Below are 23,334 nucleotides of genomic sequence, written 5' to 3' on the forward strand. Positions count from 1 at the left end.
ATGCGCTTCAATCGTGAAGACGGCTCACTGCGAATTTAAGGAAAAAGGAGTCTATTATGAGTCAATTTAAGTATCTAGAAAAACCGATGACCATTAGAGGTAAAGTTTATCGCAACAGACTTATTGCTGCCCCAACGCTGTTTGCACATTCTGTTTTTTTTATTCCTGAAATTGCGGAGAATGTCTATCGCATGGTTGAAAATAGAGCCAAAGGCGGGTTTGCAGCTGTTTCAACAGGAGAATTGCCTGTGAACAATCAAGAAGGAACAACTCTTTTTATGGAACGTGATATTGATATGGAGGATTATTCTGGTGAGGATTTTAAAAAGGTAAAGGCATATGCGGATCGGATTAAAAAGTATGGTGCACTGGCCTATTTAGAATTTTCTCATGAAGGCGCTGTTGCTGAAACAAAAGCGCCATACGAACCTTGGGGACCAGATGAATACGTGCGTAAAGATGGTGTAAAAGTCAATGCGCTGAATGAAGAAATGATGGCTAAAATCTGCGCAGATTATACAAAAATATCAAAATTTGCTCGTGCTTGCGGTTTTGATGGTGTATTACTCCATGGTGGACATGGCTTTAATATTCAGCAATTTGTTTCTCCAATGACGAATCACAGAACAGATGAATACGGCGGCAGTATGGTTAATAGAGCGCGTTTTCCTAAAAAAATCATAAAGGCGGTACGCGAGGGTGTTGGCGAGGATATGATTATAGAATTTAGAATGTCTGCTGAAGATGGGATTGAAGGCGGTATGACCATCGATCACATGGTAGCATTTTGCAAAGAGATTGATGGTCTGGTGGATATTATTCACGTGTCAAATGGCTTGAAGTGGGCTGGTAATATGACGCAAACTTTTTCAGATTTTTTTGATGAACACGGCGTAAATGTAGAACATGCTGCAAAAGTAAAAGCGGCTGTAAAGCATTCAAAAGTGGCTGTCATCGGGGGCATCAACGATCCAGCGTTTGCAGATAAAATCATCGAGGCTGGCAAAGTGGATTTTGTGGCATTAGGGCGTCAAGGATTTGCTGATCCAGAATTTCCAAATAAAGCATTTAGTGGACAAGAAGACTCTATTAGAAAATGTGTGCGTTGTTTCTCATGCTATCCAGGTTTCTGCGAGCATAAAACAGATGTGCCACTTTGGGAAAAAGGCCTCTCGCCTGAAGCAGTCAAAAAAATATACAGTCCAGCTTCCATGGGACGCTGTGCGATCAATCCAAATTCGGGTTTTAGATGGTATGAAGATCAGCAACCGACGCCAGAGTCAAAGAAAAAGATACTCGTTGTAGGCGCTGGAATTGCAGGTTTACAAGCGTCTCTTACGGCAACTCAAAGAGGACACGATGTCGTTTTAATTGAAAAGACAGATCAACTCGGTGGCATTATCAACTTTACGGATTTTGATGAAGATAAAATAGATCTGAGAAACTTTAAAAACCTATTGGTCCAAGAAGTTAAAGCGTCTGCAGTAGATATTCGTATGAATGAACCTTGCTCAAAAGAAATTATTACAGAGGTTGAGCCCGATCAAATTATTGTTGGAATAGGTGCATATCCTGTAAAACCTAATATTAAGGGCATAGATAAAGCCTTTAATGCACTGGACACCTATAAAAACATGGATAAAATAGGAAAGAAAGTCGTGATTGCAGGGGGTGGTCTTGTGGGCTGTGAAGTGGGGCTTCATTTAGCAAACCATGGTCATGAGGTTACTGTGGTGGACATGCAGCATATGATGGCGTTTGAAACTTTTGGGTACTATAGAAATGCACTTTTAGATGAAATGGATAAACGCTGTGTTAAGCAAATTTTAAATGCCAAGGTGCTTTCTTTTGAAGAGGATGGTCTTGTCATTAAGTGCGAGGATAAAGTCAAAAAAATTACTGCTGACACTTGTGTTTACTCGCTTGGAATGATGCCAAATAAAGAGGCTGTGATATTAGTCAAGGCTATGACAGGCGATATTGAAACACATTTTATTGGAGATTGTGAAGAAGTGGGTAAAGTAGGCGATGCTGTACATGCAGGCTATGAGGTGGCAATTTCAGTGATTTAAGTTCAATAAGTGTGAAGTAAGCAGACATGAGTTGGCCCAATTTATAGAGAAATCCCCCAGTTTAAATATGACTGGGGGATTTTTAGCAATGTGGATCAACAGATTAAGTTTTTACACGCACATCCTATTGGTTGTTCGCATTTCGACCAAATCTTCTGCCGTTATTTTTACCACAACCTTGGCCTCGGCTTTGACCTTGACCTTGACCTTGACCTTGACCTTGACCTTGACCTTGACCTTGACCACCTTTTTGACCACCCGTGCAATTTCTTCCACGGCCTTGTCCTCTTGCAGGTGTGACTACAGATTGATTGGCAGTGTTTTGAGTTTCATTTTCAGCAGTTTTACAATTGCCTAAACCTCTTCCTGTCAATGCGCCTGCGCTCATTGGTCCTGTTCCATCTCTTCTTGGCATAATATCACCTCCTTTAGTTGTTGACATATGTCGCTTATGATTCTATTATACCTTGTATATGACATATGTCAATAACTATTTGAGATTATTTTTTAAACTATAATAAATTTTTAGAGGAAGTTGAGAGAATGATTTTATCTGTGTTATTGACATATGCCTATAATAGAGTATAATGAAAATGTAACTGGCATATGCCTAAAACAGTAGGAGGAAATATATGAAAATTGCAATTCCCGTAGAGGATAAGCATTTAGATTCAACAGTATGTGTGTCTTTTGGTAGAACACCTTATTTTCTAATTTACAATACAGAAGATGAAGTACATTCATTTCTGGATAACAGTGCAGCAGCGAGCCAAGGTGGCGCAGGTATAAAAGCGGCACAAGCAGTAGTGGATCAAGCAGTAAATGCTTTATTGACACCAAGATGTGGTGAAAATGCTTCTGAAGTGCTTGTTGAGGCAGGTGTGACGATTTATAAGACCAATGGTACCTCTATAAAAGAGAACATTGAATTGTTTAAGCAAAATGGATTGTCCGCGCTTACAGAAGTTCACGCAGGCTTACATCAACATCGTTAGAATCGGAGGGTCTGTATGAAAATTGCAGTTCTAAGTGGGAAAGGTGGCACAGGGAAGACACTTGTTTCAGTCAATTTAGCATCTGTCTTTGAGAGGTCCGTCTACATAGATTGTGATGTTGAAGAACCCAATGGGCACCTTTTTTTTAAACCAGAAGATAGGGTTACAAAAGAAATTTTAGTTAAAATTCCTGTAGTGGATTACGATAAATGCATTGGTTGTAGAGCCTGTGTTGAATTTTGTAAATTTAATGCACTTGCATTTATCAATCAAAAAGTGAAGGTCTTTGACTCAATTTGTCATTCTTGCGGGGGATGTAGTTTGATTTGTCCAGAACACGCCATCAAAGAAAAAGATAAAGTGATCGGTGTCATCGAATCGGGACAGTCTAATAACGTTAAAGTGATGACGGGGCGATTAAATACGGGCGAGGAAACTGGCATCCCCATCATTAAAGAATTACTTAATCTCAATAAATGGGATGCTGTAAGCACCGTGATTGATTGTCCACCGGGTAGTTCCTGTATGGTGATGGAAAGTATAAAAGATGCAGATTATTGTGTGCTCATAGCAGAACCAACCTTATTTGGAAGTCATAATCTCAGCATGGTATATGAACTCGTAAAGCTTTTTAATAAACCGTTTGGTTGTGTTCTGAATAAATGCATTGAGGGTGAAAATCCGTCAGAGGATTTTTGCGCGAGCAACAATATTCCCATTATTGGGCGAATTCCGTTTGATAAAAATTTAGGCGCAATTAACTCGAATGGGACCATTGTAACCAGAGTGAGTGCTGAATACTCTGATTTATTTAAGGTCATTCTCAATAAAATTGAAAAAGAGGTGTCCAGATGAAGCAATTACTGATTTTAAGTGGTAAAGGTGGCACTGGCAAGACGACAGTTGCATCTGCATTTATTAAGTTTTCAAATGCGAAAGCCTTTGCGGATTGTGATGTCGATGCACCTAATCTTCACCTCGTTAAAAGAGGTTTTGATCAAGAAGATCATTTTGATTACTTTGGGATGGATAAAGCGGTGATCAATCAGAGGCTCTGTATGAATTGTGGCTTATGTCAAACACATTGTAGATTTGATGCCATTAGTCATAAAGAGGCTTATGTGGTGGATGCAATGGCCTGTGAGGGGTGTGGTGTTTGCGAGCGCATGTGTCCGGTAAATGCTATCGAAATGCGGCCAGCAAAAGCAGGTGATTTAAAGGTTTTTAGAGGGATGGCCACTTTTTCGACAGCGCAGTTGAAAATGGGCAGTGGTACCAGTGGCATGTTGGTAACAGAAGTGAAGAAAAAATTGAAAGCAGCTATAGAAGGCATTGAAGGTGTTGATTTTGCTATTATAGATGGGTCTCCTGGCATTGGATGTCCAGTGATTTCATCGATTAGTGGTGTAGATATGGTTTTGATTGTTGCAGAGCCATCCGTTTCTGGAATTAGTGATATGAAGCGGATTGTGGAGACAGCCAAAATCTTTCAGCCTAAAATTGCGGTGTGTATCAATAAATTCGACACTAATGTAGGTTTATCCGAGAAAATTGAAGCCTATTGCAAAGAAATGGGGCTTGATTTTGTAGGTAAAATACCATTTGATTCAGAGGTTGTAAAAGCAGTTAATGCAGGGTTAAGCATAGCCAACGTAGATTGTGCTGCCAAGATAGCTGTTAAATTAGTTTACGAAGCATCAATGGCGATGCTTTTAAAAGAAGAAAACACTTTGTTTAAAATCAGTAGGGGGTAGTGACATGTCTTATAGCAAATCTTTAGGCAGTGCACTTACAAACACACATATGCGAACACCCAATCATTTGACTTCGCCCTCTGGGATGTGTTCGGTATGTACATCAAATTGTACTGGGCCGTGTGAGATTGGTCTCTCAGCGATAAGGGGATCCGAAGCAATCTATCCTTTTGCGACAGATGTTTACCAATTTGCTTCTGAAAAAATATATCCATTGGATTTCTCTCACTTCAATATCAACGGCAGGGTCTTCGGCGCTTGGGGATGTGAGGCGGATTCAGAGAAAGCCACTTTCCCAAAAGCAGATACGGAGATCACATTTGGAAACAAGCAAAAAATACTTTTAAAGGCACCTATTATATTGCCTGCAATGGCCAAGCTTAATTGGAAAGACTATTTTGCAGGCGCAGCACTTGCAGGTGTATTGGTGGTTATTGGTGAAGATGTTGTCGCAAAAGACCCCAATTTAAAATTAGAAGCTGGAAAAGTGGTTGAATCACCACTTTTAGAAGAGATGGTTCAATCTTTCAGAAGACATTATCATGGCTATGGGGAAATTATCCTTCAGGCCAATGTAGATGATGAAAACCTTGGTGTGCTTGAATACGCCATCACTCAATTAGGGGTAAAATCCGTTGAATTAAAATTTGGTCAAGCCGCAAAGGGCATTCAGGGCATGGGGCGCGTGAAGTCTATAGAAGAAGCGCTCCGTTATCAATCAATGGGCTATTTGATTTATCCCGATCCGTCAGATGAAAAAATTGCAGAAGATTATAAAAAAGGCATCGGTCAAACGTTTGAAAAGATTGGTAAACTGCCCATGTGGACAGAGGATTCCCTTAAAAAGCGTGTTTTGGAACTGAGACAATTAGGCGCTGAACACATTTGTTTTAAAACAGGTCCTTATGACCCTAAAGACTTGATTACGATTTTAAAAGTGGCATCTCTTTCAGAAGTAGATTTAGTGACTTTTGATGGTGCAAGTGGTGGCACTGGCAATAGCCCTGTTAAAATGATGAACGAATGGGGTGCACCAACGGTATCTCTTGAAAGCATGGTCTATGATCTCTTGAAAGCAATGGATACGAAGGGTTATTATCTACCTCAAGTGGCGATTACAGGCGGTTTTTCAACGGAAGATCATGTGTTTAAAGGCTTGGCATTAGGCGCACCCTTTATCCAGTTTGTGGGGATTGGTCGAGCAGCCATGGCAGCGGCAACAGTTGGAAAATTAGTAGGTGAATCGATTTTGGCAGGAAATGTGCCAAAAGAATATGAGCGTTATGGCGACAGTATCGAAAGTGTATTTGAAGGCGTAAAAAGGCTTAAAAAAATCGTAGGTGAGGCGGCATGTGATCTACCGCCAGGTGCAATTGGGCTTTATTCTTACATGGAGCGCGTTACAACTGGGCTTCAGCAGCTTATGGCGCTTAACCGAAAATTTTCGTTAGAACACATTAACCGTGAGGATATTGTCGCATTAACGGCACAGGCTTCAAGCGTTTCGGGCATAATGACGTACAGTCAACGATTAGAATCAGAAATCAGAGGAGGCAGTTTATGAAGATTGCAGTAGCAAGTAATGGTGAAGTTGTAACAGGACATTTTGGACATTGTGAAGTATTTCATATTTATCACACGGAAAATCAAAAAATTATCAAAAGCGAAAAAGTCCCGAATCCAGGACATAAACCAGGGTTTTTACCGAACTATCTCAATGAGTTAGGCGTCAATGTGATCATTTCTGGGGGCATGGGCGGTGGTGCCATTGATATCTTCAATGAAAAAAATATTGAAGTCATCATCGGAGCTCAAGGCACAGCAGTAGAAGCTGCACAATCGTATTTAGCGGGAGATTTAAAATCCACAGGCTCTGTTTGTCATGAGCATCAGCATCATGATACATGCGGCGAATAGTGAGTTCGTGCGAAACTGGCTTTTGACACACTTTCAAAAGTCAAAAGTGCATAAAGTAGAGTTTTATCTTTGTAAGGTCATAAGGTAAGTTATTATGGCCTTATTTTGATACAACCATTTAAGGCATATATCAGTAATTAATCAAATGCAATTATTGACATATGCCCTAAATACTTTATAATTTAAGATGAATAGAATGTTTATGGATAAGTTGGAGGAGGTAGAGTGAATGGCTAGACCCAGAAAGTGGCGGAAAGTATGCAAGCTTCCAGAAAGTAACGAATACGGGCCACTAAACGTATTGCTGAATGAAGACCTCGTTATTACGATGACAGTTGATGAATACGAAACGATTCGATTGATAGATTTGGAAGGTTTTACACAAGAAGAGTGTGCGGCTCAAATGAATGTTGCACGTACCACGGTTCAAGGGATATACGTCGAAGCAAGAAGAAAAATAGCAGAGTCCCTAGTGAATGGGAAAACGCTTAGAATTGAGGGTGGCGATTATAAACTTTGTGAAGGGCAAGAAAAGGAATGTGGCGGTGGAAGCTGTAATAGACGCAGAGGTGGCATGAAATGATGATCTATTAAAGGCTGTTTAGGGCGCATTAGAGGATTTTACACAGATTTAACATAAACCTTTTTTTAATTTGACAGTATGATGATACAATAATACAAATCGAACATTGTCGATGTGACATCATATTTTTATAGGAGGTTTTATGAAGCCCGTTAAAATTTTATTTGTATGCGTTCATAATTCGGCCAGAAGTCAAATGGCAGAAGCATTTTTAAATGACTATGGCGCAGCTTTTGCAATCGCGGAAAGCGCAGGTATAGAAAAAGGAACCTTAAATCCTTTGGCTGTGAAGGTTATGGACGAAATTGGAATTGATATTTCAAAGAATGAAGTCAATAGTGTTTTTGAATTTTTTAAAAACCATAAATTATACACTTATGTTGTTACGGTTTGTGATGAATCGAGTGGCCAAAAGTGTCCTATTTTTCCAGGCGTTAGAGAAATGATCCATTGGAGTTTAGATGATCCTTCTTCTTTTGAAGGCACTGAGGAAGAACGTCTTGAGAAAACGAGAGTGGTAAGAGATCAAATTAAGGCGAATGTGCTCGGTTTAATTGAAGACCTTAAGAGCAAATACAATTTAGATTGACATGTTCCTAATTCAGTGGGCGTGCAAACGCCCACTGAATGCAATCCGATAGGATTGTGCAAGTGTTACGAAGGTAGCGAAGCGGACTGAGTATACGCTTTGATGGCGTGGCTGTAGACGATCATGTTTCTATAAAAAAAGCAACAATTCATGAAATTTCTCATAAATTGCTGCTTTTTTCTTATTTTAGTAATTGCTTGATATCAGCAACTGAAGGCACACGCCCCATCACTTTAACTTGTTCATCCACCACAAGTGCAGGCGTCTTCATCACACCGTAGGCCATGATGCCCTGAACATCTTCAATTTTTTCGATTTGTGCATCAATACCAAGTTCCTTTACAGCTTCAAGTGTATGCGCTTCGAGTTTCTTACAGCTTGCACAACCTGTGCCTAATACTTTAATAATCATAAATAATCCTCCTCATAGTAGTGGTTTATATACACGTACAGTTACAATTACAGCTTGATTCTTGTCCAACATCCCCAACATAATCGATGGACTCTGTTGGGCATAACTTTTGACAGCCTCTACAACCATCGATGCACCCATCTGGATTGATGACAGCAGGCTGAGTGACATTTTTTCCATATACGCCATGAGAGCATTTTTCAATACAAGCACCGCATTCGATACAAGTTTCAGAGTTGATGACAGGATACCATTTTTTTGACATTCTAAGAACCTCCTGAAATTAAAAATAATTTATATGATCTTATTCACTTGCCGCTGCTTTTTCATAAAGCACTTTCACTTCATTTTGTGGTATGATTTTTGAAAGCACATAGGCAATGATTATGATGCCTGGAATATCAATTAAAAGTCTCGTAACCGCAAACTTTGCACCCAAAGATGCCATTTCAAATAAAAACATGGGAATTTTCGTTGTGGACCACGCACCGATAAATATGAGAACGTTCTTAAAAGAGACTCCTTTTTTCATAAAGACGGCAGCTATTGGAAAAGCCCCATATAGCGGTCCAGCTGCTGCAGAACCGATAAAAAGCGCAAGCAGTATGCCTTTAAGACCAGAGCCCTCACCCATATATTTTACCATAGTTTCTCTTGGAACCCAAACATCCAGCAGACCGAGCAAAAGAAAAATGGGTGGAATGACTGTAACCATTTCTTTAAAAGAATAGGCAGTGACGCTAAGCGCTTTTAACCCGACTTCTCGATTTATTAGAGTAAGTACAATTAGCCCAGTAAGAACGCTTAAAAAACTTCTGTACCTTTTGATTGAATTTTTCATAAGATTGTCACCACCCATCCGATGATTCCAGCGACGAAAAGGGAAAAGATAAAGGCTAAAATATTGCGCATATAGGTCGTTCTTTTTCCAAAATACTTGATCTCAACGGGAAGCGTCACGATCCCCACCATCATGAGTGTAGAGATAAAAGCCCCTATTTGCATGTAGCCAGCGCCCCCTTTAAGAAGTAGAGCCGCAGTGGGAAAGGCTATAAAACCTGGAATTAAAGTGATGGATCCAATAATGGATGCAAGTATAACACCGAACCATCCAGAATTTGCACCAATGATTTTTGAAATCAATTGTGGATTAATAACAGCGAGTAATATACCGACGAGCAGTATAACAACCAGAAATTCGGGGAGTATATTTTCAAAAGCTTTCCAAGCTTTCTTAACAGCTGTCTTTGTCTTTTTTTTATCCTTTGAATAAGAGATTATTAAGAGTATGAATGTGATTATATATAAGGCAATGTTCAAGAGATCACCCGCTTTCTCAGTAGATCGACAGCATAACGCTGCATTATTTATAGTAGCCTTGACTCTTTCGCATCTCAAATCTTGCGATAAACAGAGCCGCGAGGATGCCTACAATAAAGATGACATAAGCGGCATTGTAAAATATCGTCTGTGGACCAGATGTTTTCATGATCATACCATTGAAACTGGTGCCAACTGCACCACCGACAAACATGTTGAATGAGGCTAAAGACATTGCAGTGCCACGCATTTTTGGCAACTTTTCCTGAGCAGCTGAAATAAGTGTCGACTGCAAGAATATAAAGGCAACACCAAAGCCAAATAAACCAAGTCCAAGAATCCATACGTTTGAATAGGCAGAAAGTGCAAAGAGGGAAATGCCACCTATTACACCAGCAGATATGAGGAAACCATGCTTAAGGGTTTTTTTAAGTTGGGGGGCAATCCGACCACCGATGACGGTGCCAACACCAAATAATGAGAGTATTAGACCGACGATAAATATATTGTATCCTGTTACGTCTTGTAGAAGTTTTCCAGAGTAGGTGAAGCTTCCAAATACGCTAAAACCTACAAAGAAAATAGTGATTACAAGTCTCATAAAACGGTAATTCATAAGGGGCTCTTTATAGGCTTTAAAGAAATTGAGCTCATTGACCACTGGTTGATCTCTTTCAAGCGTTTTGAGCATTACAACTGCTAAAATGAGTTCACCAAGACCATAGACGAGGTAGACGATTCGCCATGAGCCAAAATAAGCCAGTGCACCGCCGATGGCAGTTGCAGTAGCGCCGCCAAGGAACATAAGGCCCATGACTTTGCCAAGGGCTTTATGGCGGTTTTCATTATCAAAACTTTGCCCAACAAGAGCCATCGTCACTGGGAAAATACCAGCCCCGAAAGCGCCATTCATAGCTCTGAAAAAGATCAATGATGGCAGATTGAAGGCGAAAGCGCCCAACATGCTAAATACAGCTGTTCCAAGGGCAGCGATGTTGATGATTTTAACCTTCCCAAAGCGATCAGAAAGGGGACCGAATATAAGAGTAAATACCCCAAAAGAGAGCATATAAGCAGTTACTGAAAGTGCAGCGACATCAATCGTGAGATTGAGGTCACCTGCAATATTTAGGATGAGTGGTGCAGCGGCATAGTTGTCACCATTTGCCAAAAAGGCCATCAAGCCTAAAAGCATAATCATTTTGTTTTTATTGTTCATGTGAAAACTCCTCTTTAAAGTTAAATGAGCAGATAACCAAAGGCATTGAAGGTGTAACCAATGATTAAGATACCGATAGTGACAATGCCAGCAAAAGTAAGCAAAAGTTTTGTTTTTACTACTTTTTTGAGAAGAATCATCGACGGAAGCGAAAGTGCTGTGACAGCCATCATAAAGGCTAATGCAGTACCAATGCCAACGCCTTTAAGGACAAGTGCTTCGGCAATAGGAAGTGTTCCGAATATATCTGCATACATGGGAACACCCACAATCGTTGCGAGGAGAACTGAATACCATTTATCTTGTCCTAATACTGCAGATATAACAGGTTCAGGTATCCAGTTGTGAATTGCAGCGCCAATGCCGACACCGATCAAAATATAGAGCCAAACTTTTTGAATGATTTCGATCACTTGTTCTCTGGAATAATGCACACGATCTTTAACAGTGAGTTCTTCTTGCTCGACGTCCATGACTTTGTTGCTATAGACAAAGGATTCAACATACTTTTCGAGCTTCATTTTGCTGATGAGTGATCCCCCAATTACGGCAAGAACAAGACCAACAACGACATATGCAAAAGCAATTTTCCAGTTAAAGATGCTGGCAAGTAAAAGTACAGAAGCCAAATCTACCAGAGGGGATGAGATTAAAAATGAAAACGTAACACCGATTGGAAGACCTGCACTTGTAAAGCCAATAAAAATTGGAATAGAGGAACATGAACAAAATGGTGTTATGGTTCCAAGTAAAGCACCAAGAATATTGGCAGTAATGCCATTAAATCGTCCAAGAATTTTACGCGTTCTTTCAGGCGGAAAAAAGCTTTGAATGTATGAAATTGAAAAAATTAAAACAGAAAGCAAAATAAAAATTTTGATGACATCGTAAATAAAGAAATGAATGCTGCCCCCCAATCGATCTGAGATGCTTAATCCGAATACGTTTTCCACAAGCAATTTAACGAGATTTGATAGCCATTCCATTTTTAAGAGTTGGTTGTTAAGCCATTCGAAAATATACATATAAGTGATTCTCCTTTATTATTATTATTATTATTATTTATTCACAAATTAGACAGCTTTGATTGAGAAACTGTTCTTTATCCACAAGGTTTTCAGAGTCTCTGAGAATTTGAGGATAGAGTTCAATTTCATCCAAAATTTGCTTAAGCGTTTGTGTTAAAAGTAGATTGTCCTTTTTAAGTGTATAGAAAACAAATTTCTCTCTGCGTTCATCCAGGACAAGATTTAGATCTCTAAGCTTAGATAGATTTTTAGAGATTCTGGGTTGGGGCGCATTTAAAATGCCGCTGATTTCGCAAACGCATAAATCCTGTTGGTACAGGAGTAAAATCATTCTCAATCTCGTGTCATCCGAGAGTAATTTGAATATATTGGTCAATTGATTCATAAGCAACTCCTTTCACCTGTGCAAATTTTCAATGTTATTTAATTAAATCCACATATGCACATATGGGGATACGTTCATATTACACCTGCTGTTTTCTTTTGTCAATATGAAATCGGCAACATTTTGAAAAAGTCAAACAATACATATTGATAAATTTCGATTTGAATAGTATAATAAACTAAACGCATTGATAAATTTCGATATGAGGAGGTAAATGTGTCTGAACAGTATGAATTAAATGTTAAAATTTTTAAAGCGTTTTGCGATGAAAATCGATTGAAAATACTGGAGCTACTTCAAACGGGTGAAAAATGTGGTTGTACATTACAAGATGAACTCCCTATTTGTCAATCAACACTGTCCCATCATATGAAGATATTGGTTGAAAGTGGTGTGGTTGAAGTCAGAAGAGATAAAAAGTGGTCCTATTATGCTTTATCTAATCAAGGTGCTGTAGCGGCAGGTGAAAAATTAAAGCAGTTATTAACAAAAAAATACAGTGAGCAGATACAGTGTATCTGTGAAGTGGGGGTATAAGATGAGGATTGTGGTGATTGGTGCTGTTGCAGCGGGAACTTCGGCAGCAGCTAAGGCTAGAAGAAATGACGACCAAGCTGAAATCGTGATTTATGAAAAAGATCAAGATATCTCCTACTCGGGTTGTGGGCTACCCTATTATATTGGCGGAGAGATTGAAGCGATTGAAGAACTCACACCGAGAGATGCCCGTTTTTTTAAGAAAAAATACGATATAGAGGTTAAGACTTTACATGAAGTTTTAGAAATTTATCCAGAACAAAAATCGCTTTTGGTAAAAGATCTTTCAACGGGAAGCGTATTTGCGGACACATACGATAAGCTTGTGTTTGCAACAGGAGCTATCCCATTTGTTCCTCGTGTAGAGGGCATTGATTCGGAACATGTTTTTTGCCTTAGAAATGTTCAAAACGCCATTGCGATTAAGCATTTTATCGATGTAAAAAAACCGAAACATGCAGTAATTGCTGGAACTGGCTTTATAGGGTTTGAAGTGCTCGAAAACTTGATGCATCAAAATATAGAAGTAACCATAGTAGAGGTTGCAAATAAGATCACCCCTAATTTAGATCAAGATATGGCTATGTTTCTTGAAAAGACACTCGTACAAAAGGGTATAAAAATCATCAAGTCGCAAAGTATTGCTAAAATAGAAGCAGAACAGATAACCCTTAATGGCGGCAATACTTTAAAGGCCGATCTCGTCGTGATGGCAACTGGCGTTAGACCCAATACGGTATTAGCGACTACAATAGGCATAGAACTTGGCAAAACAGGCGCTATTAAAGTGGATAAACAGATGAAGACAAATGTCTCTGATATTTACGCTTGTGGGGATTGTATTGAAACATACTCTGCGATTACCAATAAGCCCGTATACAGACCGCTGGGATCAACCGCTAATAAAACAGGCCGAATTGCTGGAGATGCACTAACAGGAGGCTTACTCGAATATCAAGGGAATTTGAGCACAGGGATTTTTAAATTATTTGATTTAACAATTGCTTCCACAGGCTTATCTGAAAAGGAAGCGCGAGATGAGGGATATGACATTGAAATATCACACAATATAAAACCAGATAAGCCAAGTTATTTTCATGGCGAAGAGATGGTGATCAAGGCCATAGCAGATAGAGCTTCACAGCGATTATTAGGCGTTCAAATTATCGGGACTACAGGTGTGGATAAACGCATTGATGTGTTTGCTACTTTGATTACTTATAAAGCGAAAGTCGAGGAACTATTTCATTTGGATTTGGCTTATGCACCGCCTTTTTCCACAACAAAAGACCCTGTCCACTATACGGGTATGATTTTGGATAACGCTATAAACAGAGGTAGAAAGATCATCACATCAGAGGAAGTGTGTAGCGGTGAAACGGCTTATCAAATCATTGATGCAAGAAGTCTTGAGGATTTTGAAACCAAAGGGCATGTGAAAGGGGCAATCCATATACCGCATGCTGAATTGAGGGTAGCTTTAAAAAAACTAGACCCTGAAAAACCAACAGTGACTTATTGCAATAAAGGTGTTACTGGAAATGCGGCTCAGAATATCCTCATTAATAAAGGGTTTAAATCGGTTTTCAATTTATCTGGAGGACACAAATTTTATAAAGGAAGTGGTCATAATGAATAATATACAGAAGATTGTTCTTGTAACGCTTCTAGTTACTGTTAAATTATGTGAAATACGAGGAGGTCAGTTATGAGCAAAGAAAAATTACAAGGCATTAGTTTTTTTGAGAAATATTTGACGGTTTGGGTGGCACTTTGCATGGTGGTAGGCGTTATGATCGGCAGATTTTTACCAGCAATCCCTACTTTTTTAGGCAAATTTGAGTATGCAAAAGTCTCTATCCCTATTGCGATTTTAATCTGGTTAATGATTTATCCAATGATGCTCAAAGTTGATTTTCATAGTGTAAAGTATGTGGGTAAGAATCCAAAAGGTCTTTTTGTAACATGGATTACAAACTGGCTGATTAAACCTTTTACCATGTTTGGCATAGCTTATTTCTTTTTCTTTGTTGTATTTAAGGGTTTCATTCCTAAGGACTTGGCAAAGGATTATTTAGCAGGCGCGATTTTACTAGGAGCTGCGCCGTGTACGGCAATGGTTTTTGTTTGGAGCCATTTAACAAAAGGAAATCCAGCGTATACAGTGGTTCAGGTTGCAACCAACGATTTAATCATACTTGTGGCGTTTACACCGATTGTCGCATTCCTACTTGGCGTTGGTGGTGTGTCTATACCTTGGGATACGTTAATTCTTTCGGTGGTGTTGTTTGTTGTAGTGCCTTTGAGTGCAGGTGTGCTCACCAGAAATGTTATTACCAAGCATAAAGGACTTGAATATTTTCAAAACGTATTCATTCCCAAGTTCAATAACATTACCATTGGTGGTTTGCTATTGACTTTGATCATTATTTTCTCATTCCAAGGCAATGTAATTCTAAACAATCCGTTGCATATTTTGTTGATTGCAATTCCACTTACCATTCAAACTTTCCTAATTTTCTTCATTGCCTATTTGGCAAGTAAAGCACTTAAATTGCCCCATGATATCGCTGCACCAGCGGGTATGATTGGCGCATCCAATTTCTTTGAATTAGCAGTGGCAGTTGCCATTTCACTATTTGGGGCGACGAGTCCTGTTGCACTTGCAACAATTGTAGGCGTTTTGGTGGAGGTGCCTGTTATGCTTATCCTTGTAAAGATTGCAAACTCGACTAAAGGCTGGTTTGAACCCCTAAAAAATAAAGTATAAGAGGAGCGTAAAAAATATGAGTAGAAAACCAAAAGTTGCATTTATTTGTGTCCACAATTCTTGTAGAAGCCAAATGGCAGAGGCACTTGGTAAACATTTCGCAGGAGATGTCTTTGAAAGTTATTCAGCGGGCACTGAAATGAAGCCGCAGATCAATCAAGACGCTGTAAGATTAATTAAAGATCTCTATAAAATTGATATGGAAAAAACCCAATCTTCAAAACTGCTCACTGAAATTCCAGAGGTAGATATTGTTATCAAAATGGGCTGTAATGTCATATGTCCTTTCTTACCAAGTCAATATGAGGCGGATTGGGGCTTAGATGATCCAAGTGGGAAATCTGATGAAGCCTTTAAATTAATCATTGACAAGATTGAAGCCAATGTAAAATTGTTAGCAGATCAAATTAGAACTCAGCAAATTGTGCTTGATTTATAATATTGTGATAGTGTGTCAAAATCCAGTTTAACACAAACCCTCTACCCTATGTTGTAGCGCGTACTTCTCGTAAGTGCATCAATAGGTAGGGGGTTGCTCTTTTTTGACCCCCGAACTCTATTTAGAGCATTAGTCGTCCGGTAAAGAGCAGAGATGTTCAGCCTAATGTTTGGCATTTAATGATTCTGTGTTATAATGGAAAAGATTCGCTTTGATGAAAAAGGAAAACAATATACATAGATCAGTGGACTAAAAAGGGAACCTTTGAATATGAGAAAGTGAACAAAACAGGAAGTGAACAAAACAGGAAAGGATTAAATGAATGCCTAAAAATAACCATAAAGATTTTTCAGAAGAAAAGGAAAGACTCGAAGAGACAAAAACATATCTAGAGAACACGATTGGCACTGTTGTGGAGAATCGGATCAAATTTAAAGAAGATATTAAGGATGCCTATATCCATCTGGATTTTCTAGACAGCAGTTTGAGTTATTCCAGTATTATGTTAAACTCGAAACTATTGGATGAACTTGAGAAAAATTTTGAGATGCTTCTATATGCACGAAAGAAACCTTACTTTGCAAGGATGGATATCAAACAAAATGGAAAGGCATTTCAAGAGAAGCTTTACATTGGTAAAGTTTCTTTGTTTGATGAGAGCATGGAAATACCACTCGTCATCGATTGGAGAACGCCGATTGCCAGTGTTTACTATGATGGACGACTTGGAAAAGCAAGCTATACGGCAGCTCATGAGGAACATACCATTGAGTTAATTACTAAAAGGCAATACACGATTGAAGAAGGTGAATTGGTTTCGTTTATGGATGTGGACATTTCCACGACAGATACGTTTTTGCAAGCCTCTTTAGAAGGTCATGCAGGGGAGAAGCTTAAAGATATTGTCTCTACCATACAAGCCGAGCAAAATCAAATTATAAGAGCAGATATAGATAAGCCGCTGATCGTTCAGGGGGTAGCGGGGAGTGGGAAAACCACCATCGCCTTACATCGTATTGCGTATTTAATCTATACGTATGCGGATAAATTTTCACCTGAGGCATTTATGATCATAGCGCCCAATACGCTTTTTTTAGATTATATTTCAAGTGTGTTGCCAGAACTTGGTGCCAATAAGGTTAAGCAAACCACTTATATTGATTTAATGCATCAGCTCATCGGCAAAAAACTTAAAATGACAGACAGTAGTATTAAGCTCAATGAGCTGATTCGTACAGATTCTGATGCAATGAGCACAGACGAAAAGCATACTTTAAAAACTGCAGCAGCACTTAAAAATGGCATGATCATGAAATCGATGTTGGATAAATATCTGGCGATGCTGGAGACTAGAATTCTACCAGGGCATGATTATTATTTAGATGATATTTTACTGATGCGCTCAACTGAGATAGAAGCGCTTTTTTTTGAAGCCTATGAGTATCAGCCTTTGCTCAAGCGCGTGGAAAGAATAAAAAAATACCTCTCAAATTTAACGAGAACCCGAGCAAAAGAAATTATAAAGCAAATTGAGGGTGACATCACCTCAGAAATCGATCAAATCCTTGAACGAGAACCCCCTTCTGAGGCAAGACGACTAAAAATCGTATCGCTCATGGAAACACGAGATTTTAAAATGGATAAACTGTCTAAAATTTCAAAGACAGCAGTGAAAAAATACATGGATCAGTTTTTAAACAATGATCTATTGGGTTTCTACTTGGAGTTTCAAAAGAATATCCATCAATATGCTGTGGATGATACTTTTTCAGAAGCATTAACCTATATTAAAACACTTGCATATAAAAATGAAAAGAAAATTTATGAACTTGAGGATTTAGCGGCGCTGGTCTATTTGAAAAGTAAAACTTATGGATTAGAAGATGACTTAGCCGTTCGAATGGTGGTTATAGATGAAGCTCAAGACTTTAGTGATTTTCAGTTCTATGTTTTACGTCAGGTGCTTAATACAGAGCGTTTTACAATACTGGGAGATTTATCTCAAGCGATCCATATGTATCGCTCCATAGAGAATTGGGACTATCTCAATCAGCATATTTTTAAAACTCAAACCAATTATTTGACTTTGGAGCAAAGCTATAGAACGACCATAGAAATCATGGATGAGGCCAATTATGTTTTAAGCCAATTGAAAATGCCTGATATCATCAAGGCAAAGCCAGTGGTTAGACATGGCGTGAAGCCAATTTTGAACTTCTTGGAGACGGCTTCTGAAATCATCTGTGAAATCATTTTACAAGTAAAAAAGTGGCAATCTGAGAAGTTGACAACCATGGCGATTATCACCAAATCCACACAAGAGGCTGAGGCAGTCTTTAAACTTATAAAAAAACAAGAAGAAGCATTTCATATGGCTTTGATCGATGAAAAAACGCTTCATTTTGACCACAGAATTTTAGTGATTCCTGCACACTTGGCAAAAGGACTTGAATTCGATGCGGTGATTATTACCACGCTTCATGAAACCTATCAAGTAGAAGCCTTAGATATTAAACTCATGTATGTGGCAATGACTAGGGCGATGCATCGCATTGCGCTCATAGGGCTTAAAGATAGTATAGCGTATTATCAAGAATCTATAGAAAGGCGAGAATATGTATCTTAACTGTGGAATATGTAATTCAGAGACAATTTTAATAAAGCACCCGAAATTTGGGGATTATCACAAATGTAAAAAATGTGAATTTATTTCAAAAGATGAAAACGATCATGTATCAGTAGAAGAAGAGTTTCGCATCTATGAGTGCCATAACAATTCAATTGAAGATTCTAGGTATGTGGCTTTTTTTAAAAACTTTATAGAGGGTGCGGTTATAAAATATGCAGGTGATGGCAAAAAAGCCTTTGATTTTGGAAGCGGTCCATCACCTGTATTGGCACAAATCCTTGAAAGAGACTACGGCTACGAAATGGACATATACGACCTCTTCTATGCAAAAGAGAAAACGCATATAGGCAAAACATACGATTTGGTAACCTCAACAGAAGTTGTGGAACATCTTAAAAATCCGATGCCTCATTTTGAAAACTTTGCTAAATGGATGAAGGATGATGCTGTTTTGGCGATAATGACTTTATTTCATCCAAACGAAGAGTCTCGTTTTCTCAGTTGGCATTACATTAGAGACTCTACACATATTTCTTTTTATACACCAAAGACTTTTGAATACATCGCAAAAAAGGTGGGCTTAAAAGTCATAAATACGGACAATAAGAGGCATATTACTTTTGTAAAAGAGCGGTAGTGCGTAATGTGCAAAATTTAAAAAGATTGACGCGGAATTAGGCCTCTGGTAAAATGGCAATGTTGTGCCTAAAAAATACTTTATGAGGTGACTAAATGGAACATAATACTTTGAAAAAAAGTATTGGATTATTTGAAGCAATGACTATGGTTGTAGGCGTTGTCATTGGATCGGGAATTTTCTTTAAAGCAACACCTGTTTACTCAAACGCGGGTTCTCCTTTATGGGGCATTATGGCTTGGATTGTAGGTGGCCTTATCACCATGGCATCCGCACTTACGATTTCTGAAATTGCAACAGCGATTCCAGAGACCGGTGGGGTTTTTGCCTATCTAAAAGTGTTATATGATGATCGCATCGCCTTTCTATTTGGATGGATGCAATCTATTTTATATGTGCCAGGTGTCAGTGCGGCGCTTGCAATTGTTTTGGTAACTCAAGCCACTTTTTTTGTGCCTATGAGTGCATTAACTCAAAAATTATGCGCTATTTTTTTTATTTTCTTTATTATTATTTTGAATGTATTGTCTACACAATTAGGCGCAAAATTGCAACTTGTGGCGACAATTGGAAAGCTCATTCCTATTGCAATTATCATTGTTGCGGGCCTAATTATGGGAAAAGCTTCTGGCATTTCAGCGATTGCGGATACGACGCAAGGTGTATTTAACCTCACTGGATTTGGCGTTGCGATTTTGGGAACGCTTTGGGCTTATGATGGTTGGGTTGGTGTGGGCAACATGGCTGGAGAGATGAAAAACCCCAGTAAGGACTTACCGAGGGCGATTATCTTTGGTCTTCTAATCATCATCAGTGTTTATATTTTAATCAACACGGCGATCATCAATGTACTTAAATACGATATTGTAATCGCGTCGAAACAAGTGACTACAGATGCTGCTGTGAGTCTTTTTGGTAGCTTTGGTGCGCGTTTTATTTCAGTGGGCATTATGGTCTCAATCTTGGGTGCATTAAATGGTTATTTGATGACAGGCGTTAGAATTCCGTTTGCCATGGCACAAGATAATATGTTGCCTTTTTCAAAGGTTCTTGGCAAAATTGATCCTAAATTTGATACACCGACGAATGTTTTATTATTTCAAGGTGTTTTAGCATCGCTTTATGTCCTCACTGGATCGTTTGAAATGTTGACAAACCTTGCAATGTTTATGGTGTGGGTCTTCTTTATCATGGCAGTTGGTGGGATCTTTATATTGAGAAAGAAACACAGTCACTTGGTGACGACTTATAGAGTGCCTTTATATCCTATAATCCCGCTTGTGGGCATCATTGGCGGACTCTATGTGGTTGTGAGTACTTTCCTTGGCGATATGCAAAGTGCCATAATTGGGATCGTGATCACGCTTATAGGACTTCCATTTTATTATATGCATAAGAGTAAGACTAGAGCTTAGTCAGAGAGATTGTTGACCGTGTTTAAAGAAATATTTATAAAAAAGCCCCTATCAACTCAGTGTAAATGAGTGGGTAGGGGCTTTTTATGAATATTATTGGATTTAATGAATTTTGTTATGGTTATCGTTTATTTATACTTTATCTTTTAATTCAGATATATCACCTTTAAACAGGACGTCATTATCCGCCATATGGTTTAACAAGCTCTCCCTAACTTGACTAATACTAATATCTTCGCTAGTCGTAATATAGCCTAACAAATCTGCATTAGGAACTAGAGTTCTTATACCACCACCAAACTCCCACTCATTTGACTCAATAAAATCCATAAATTTGTGATAAATGCCGTTATAAAATTCATCACAAATCTTAAATACGAAAAATTCATTTGTTATATTTATAGGATCTATATAGCCTTCAATTTTAAATTTTTTCATAATTAAATGCCTTTCAAAATTTATTTCCATCCAGCCTGTTTCCAAATTGAATTTAGAGTATCTAGACCCAATTCGGTATTTGACCCATGGTTTGGTACAGTCACTCTATGACCATTAGAATCAATCCATCTTTCATGAGAGCCGCCATTGTTTGAGACTTTTTCAAAACCTTCTTTTTTCAATCTTTTTTGAACATCCTTTACTCTTCGACCAGTAGGATTACTTTTAGCAAATATGAAGTTATCGACTTCATGTAATACCGTATCAAATAAAGCATCTCCTGCTTTTATTATTTTACCACCTAATTCTATCGCATCTGATCCGATTTTAACAGTTATTAAGGTACCTAAAATCATAATTTCAAATACACCTTGTAAGTTTTGTGGAATTGCCCCAGCTGATAATTTCATAAAGCTTTGAGACGTGTTCAAATATGTACTTTTGACATTTTTGTTTTGAGATACAATTTCAAATTCTATGCCACTTCTTAGCAGTGCAATTATTTCTTCATCAGTTAGGTGATTTTAGATCTTCGCACCTCCCTAAAAATAACAATTTTGCTTGCCATTAACACAAATAGAGTATATCAGAGTGCAACTTTAAAATAAGGAAGTTGGCTTATTTGGAACGAATTACGGCTTAATTAGACTGGAAAGATAGGCTTAAATAGAAGAAAGCCCCTATCTACTCCATATAAATGAGTGGGTAGGGGATTTTTTTAGGATATTATTATTCTGATAAAAGCATAGTTTATTCAGCTATTTCTATGAACTCATTCGCATTTACAGAAGAACATTTATCTGGATATTCTTCCAAGTGCCAGAGATGTCTATCCCTTCTAAAAAACAAACAGACGCCAATACCAGCGAACGCTAGAAATAGGAATAGGAATGCGGCTCCAGAACCCTTGCCTTCTCCAAACAAGGTATTCAAAATACTTGAACTTTGGTATTTCATAAAAGGTTCGAATACCTGATCTACCAAAAACCCACCAAGAAAATAACCTATTGGGATTGTAAAAAATTGAAGTGTATTTCTTGCGGCATAAACTCTTCCTTGCATTTCGATGGGAATATGATTTCTAAAGAGCACATCCATATTCGCGCCCATCATCGGAATGAAAAGCCATCCCAAAACAGCCCCGATGGACCATAAGGGAATAGAGTTGCCAAATGCTAAAAAGAAATTTTCCGTGCTCATTGAAAACAAAAGGGTATTACAAATTACCCTTACTCTGCTTTTAGGTGCTGGTAATATGGAAACGATCACGCTACCGACTAAAGTCGCAATGCCAATGCTGGCATTCACAACACCAAGGCCGATTTCACCGCCGTTATCTTTTGAAAGGATCATGGCTGGGAGCGCTGCATTGTACATAGAGGCAATTAGGTTTATGCCTGCTAAAAAAAGGATTAAATCTAGAATGCCTCGATTTTCTATTAAGTACTTTAAGCCTGACTTTGTGGACTCAAGTAAAGTTTCTTTTGTTTCATCTTTATATTTAATTTCTGGAATTTTTATAAAGAGTACAAGGCATAGAAAAGCAATAACAAATGAAAAGAGGTCAAACCAAATGACCGCATGTATCCCTACTAATGAAAATAAAGCAGTTGCCAAAACAGGAGTGAGGACGCTCGTCAGCGAATTTGAAAAAGCTTTCATGCCACTTACTTTTTGATAATACTTTTTCGGTGTCAACAAGCTGATGCTAACATCGGCTGACGGTTGTTGAACCGTATTCATCAAACCGTTTAAGGCATTTAAAACATAAATATGCCAAATCTCTAATTTGCCCATTTGTAACAGGAGTAAAATGCAAATCGTACAGAATGCTGCAAAGGTGTCACAGACCAGCATCGTTATTTTTTTGTTCCAGCGATCACTTAAAGCACCTGCAAATATGCTCATGAGCACATATGGTGCATATGAACATATCGCGATTAATGCAGTGGTCAATGCAGAACCATATTGCTCATATGACCAAATGACCAGTGCGAAATTCGTCATGGCACTGCCTAGAGCCGAAAAAGATTGTGATAACCATAAGATGATAAAATATTTTAAGTCACGAAGACTTGTTTTTAATGAATTCATTTTGACTTTGCTCCTTTTAATATATTGGACACTCAAACGAGTGCGTTAAAATATTTAAAATGCAAAGTCTCAATAGGACCTAATTGATCTCCATGCTTGCG

The 23,334-nt window shown here is 38.4% G+C and carries 26 protein-coding genes; 15 read left to right on the plus strand and 11 right to left on the minus strand.

Annotated elements, in window-relative coordinates; all coding sequences use genetic code 11:
- The first annotated feature begins 56 nt into the window (after positions 1-56).
- Positions 57-2,072 carry an FAD-dependent oxidoreductase gene (locus tag F3D3_RS05335; RefSeq protein ID WP_069871865.1) on the plus strand — a complete coding sequence of 672 codons (2,016 nt, stop codon included), beginning with the start codon at positions 57-59 and terminating at the stop codon, positions 2,070-2,072.
- Between the two features lie 124 nt (positions 2,073-2,196).
- Here the strand turns inward: F3D3_RS05335 and F3D3_RS05340 are convergent, their stop codons facing one another.
- Positions 2,197-2,487, minus strand: a complete 291-nt coding sequence (locus F3D3_RS05340; RefSeq protein WP_069871867.1) for a DUF5320 domain-containing protein — start codon at positions 2,485-2,487, stop codon at positions 2,197-2,199.
- Between the two features lie 217 nt (positions 2,488-2,704).
- Between F3D3_RS05340 and F3D3_RS05345 the strand changes: the two genes are divergently transcribed.
- The 7 genes from F3D3_RS05345 (at position 2,705) to F3D3_RS05375 (ending at position 7,910) form a co-directional block, all read left to right on the plus strand.
- Positions 2,705-3,067, plus strand: coding sequence for a NifB/NifX family molybdenum-iron cluster-binding protein (locus F3D3_RS05345; RefSeq protein ID WP_069871869.1), 363 nt, complete (start codon positions 2,705-2,707; stop codon positions 3,065-3,067).
- A 15-nt stretch (positions 3,068-3,082) separates the two neighbouring features.
- On the plus strand, positions 3,083-3,922 hold the full coding sequence (locus tag F3D3_RS05350; RefSeq protein WP_069871872.1) for a 4Fe-4S binding protein: 840 nt from the start codon (positions 3,083-3,085) through the stop codon (positions 3,920-3,922).
- Complete coding sequence (locus F3D3_RS05355; RefSeq protein ID WP_069871873.1) at positions 3,919-4,821, plus strand: 4Fe-4S binding protein; 903 nt, start codon at positions 3,919-3,921, stop codon at positions 4,819-4,821. The genes F3D3_RS05350 and F3D3_RS05355 overlap by 4 nt, the downstream gene beginning before the upstream one ends.
- Before the next feature lie 4 nt (positions 4,822-4,825).
- The gene (locus F3D3_RS05360; protein WP_069871875.1) at positions 4,826-6,385 is read left to right on the plus strand and encodes a glutamate synthase-related protein; all 1,560 of its coding nucleotides are present in this window, start codon (positions 4,826-4,828) and stop codon (positions 6,383-6,385) included.
- Positions 6,382-6,738: a NifB/NifX family molybdenum-iron cluster-binding protein gene (locus tag F3D3_RS05365; RefSeq protein ID WP_069871877.1), complete on the plus strand. Its 357-nt coding sequence runs from the start codon at positions 6,382-6,384 to the stop codon at positions 6,736-6,738. The genes F3D3_RS05360 and F3D3_RS05365 overlap by 4 nt, the downstream gene beginning before the upstream one ends.
- 229 nt (positions 6,739-6,967) lie before the next feature.
- Complete coding sequence (locus tag F3D3_RS05370; protein ID WP_069871879.1) at positions 6,968-7,321, plus strand: DUF134 domain-containing protein; 354 nt, start codon at positions 6,968-6,970, stop codon at positions 7,319-7,321.
- Positions 7,322-7,463: 142 nt separating this feature from the next.
- Positions 7,464-7,910 carry an arsenate reductase ArsC gene (locus tag F3D3_RS05375; protein ID WP_069871881.1) on the plus strand — a complete coding sequence of 149 codons (447 nt, stop codon included), beginning with the start codon at positions 7,464-7,466 and terminating at the stop codon, positions 7,908-7,910.
- Positions 7,911-8,091: 181 nt separating this feature from the next.
- On the opposite strand, the gene F3D3_RS05380 is transcribed toward F3D3_RS05375, so the two are convergent.
- Genes F3D3_RS05380 through F3D3_RS05410 form a run of 7 tightly spaced genes read right to left on the minus strand, consistent with a single transcriptional unit; the run spans position 8,092 to position 12,274 of the window.
- Positions 8,092-8,322 carry a thioredoxin family protein gene (locus F3D3_RS05380; RefSeq protein WP_069871883.1) on the minus strand — a complete coding sequence of 77 codons (231 nt, stop codon included), beginning with the start codon at positions 8,320-8,322 and terminating at the stop codon, positions 8,092-8,094.
- 25 nt (positions 8,323-8,347) lie between these two features.
- Positions 8,348-8,587 carry an ATP-binding protein gene (locus F3D3_RS05385; protein WP_069871884.1) on the minus strand — a complete coding sequence of 80 codons (240 nt, stop codon included), beginning with the start codon at positions 8,585-8,587 and terminating at the stop codon, positions 8,348-8,350.
- 39 nt (positions 8,588-8,626) lie between these two features.
- Complete coding sequence (locus F3D3_RS05390; RefSeq protein WP_069871886.1) at positions 8,627-9,163, minus strand: permease; 537 nt, start codon at positions 9,161-9,163, stop codon at positions 8,627-8,629.
- Positions 9,160-9,642 (minus strand): permease, encoded by a 483-nt coding sequence (locus tag F3D3_RS05395; protein WP_069871888.1) that lies wholly within the window; start codon positions 9,640-9,642, stop codon positions 9,160-9,162. The genes F3D3_RS05390 and F3D3_RS05395 overlap by 4 nt, the downstream gene beginning before the upstream one ends.
- A 43-nt stretch (positions 9,643-9,685) precedes the next feature.
- Entirely contained in the window at positions 9,686-10,861 is a 1,176-nt protein-coding gene (locus F3D3_RS05400; protein WP_069871889.1) for an MFS transporter, read from the minus strand.
- A 20-nt stretch (positions 10,862-10,881) separates the two neighbouring features.
- Entirely contained in the window at positions 10,882-11,886 is a 1,005-nt protein-coding gene (locus tag F3D3_RS05405; protein ID WP_069871891.1) for a permease, read from the minus strand.
- 37 nt (positions 11,887-11,923) lie between these two features.
- Positions 11,924-12,274, minus strand: a complete 351-nt coding sequence (locus tag F3D3_RS05410; RefSeq protein WP_069871893.1) for a metalloregulator ArsR/SmtB family transcription factor — start codon at positions 12,272-12,274, stop codon at positions 11,924-11,926.
- A 216-nt stretch (positions 12,275-12,490) separates the two neighbouring features.
- Between F3D3_RS05410 and F3D3_RS05415 the strand changes: the two genes are divergently transcribed.
- From F3D3_RS05415 to F3D3_RS05445, 7 genes are all read left to right on the plus strand, one after another.
- On the plus strand, positions 12,491-12,811 hold the full coding sequence (locus F3D3_RS05415) for a helix-turn-helix transcriptional regulator (RefSeq protein ID WP_069871895.1): 321 nt from the start codon (positions 12,491-12,493) through the stop codon (positions 12,809-12,811).
- Between the two features lies 1 nt (position 12,812).
- Positions 12,813-14,450 carry an FAD-dependent oxidoreductase gene (locus F3D3_RS05420; protein WP_069871897.1) on the plus strand — a complete coding sequence of 546 codons (1,638 nt, stop codon included), beginning with the start codon at positions 12,813-12,815 and terminating at the stop codon, positions 14,448-14,450.
- A 69-nt stretch (positions 14,451-14,519) separates the two neighbouring features.
- Entirely contained in the window at positions 14,520-15,581 is a 1,062-nt protein-coding gene (gene arsB, locus F3D3_RS05425) for an ACR3 family arsenite efflux transporter (RefSeq protein ID WP_069871899.1), read from the plus strand.
- 16 nt (positions 15,582-15,597) lie between these two features.
- Positions 15,598-16,020, plus strand: coding sequence for an arsenate reductase ArsC (locus F3D3_RS05430; protein WP_069871901.1), 423 nt, complete (start codon positions 15,598-15,600; stop codon positions 16,018-16,020).
- Positions 16,021-16,342: 322 nt separating this feature from the next.
- Positions 16,343-18,646, plus strand: coding sequence for an RNA polymerase recycling motor HelD (helD, locus tag F3D3_RS05435; protein ID WP_069871903.1), 2,304 nt, complete (start codon positions 16,343-16,345; stop codon positions 18,644-18,646).
- Complete coding sequence (locus F3D3_RS05440) at positions 18,636-19,286, plus strand: class I SAM-dependent methyltransferase (protein WP_069871905.1); 651 nt, start codon at positions 18,636-18,638, stop codon at positions 19,284-19,286. Before helD ends, F3D3_RS05440 begins: the two co-directional genes overlap by 11 nt.
- 95 nt (positions 19,287-19,381) lie before the next feature.
- Complete coding sequence (locus F3D3_RS05445) at positions 19,382-20,701, plus strand: APC family permease (protein WP_069871906.1); 1,320 nt, start codon at positions 19,382-19,384, stop codon at positions 20,699-20,701.
- A 132-nt stretch (positions 20,702-20,833) separates the two neighbouring features.
- Here F3D3_RS05445 and F3D3_RS05450 read toward each other — a convergent pair whose 3' ends face one another.
- From F3D3_RS05450 to F3D3_RS05460, 3 genes are all read right to left on the minus strand, one after another.
- Positions 20,834-21,139 carry a hypothetical protein gene (locus F3D3_RS05450; protein WP_139132023.1) on the minus strand — a complete coding sequence of 102 codons (306 nt, stop codon included), beginning with the start codon at positions 21,137-21,139 and terminating at the stop codon, positions 20,834-20,836.
- Positions 21,140-21,159: 20 nt separating this feature from the next.
- On the minus strand, positions 21,160-21,549 hold the full coding sequence (locus F3D3_RS23245) for a type II toxin-antitoxin system HicA family toxin (RefSeq protein WP_207645347.1): 390 nt from the start codon (positions 21,547-21,549) through the stop codon (positions 21,160-21,162).
- Between the two features lie 340 nt (positions 21,550-21,889).
- Positions 21,890-23,233: an MFS transporter gene (locus F3D3_RS05460; RefSeq protein ID WP_069871910.1), complete on the minus strand. Its 1,344-nt coding sequence runs from the start codon at positions 23,231-23,233 to the stop codon at positions 21,890-21,892.
- Positions 23,234-23,334: the final 101 nt, after the last annotated feature.

This window comes from Fusibacter sp. 3D3 (assembly GCF_001748365.1).
GTDB lineage: Bacteria > Bacillota > Clostridia > Peptostreptococcales > Acidaminobacteraceae > Fusibacter_A.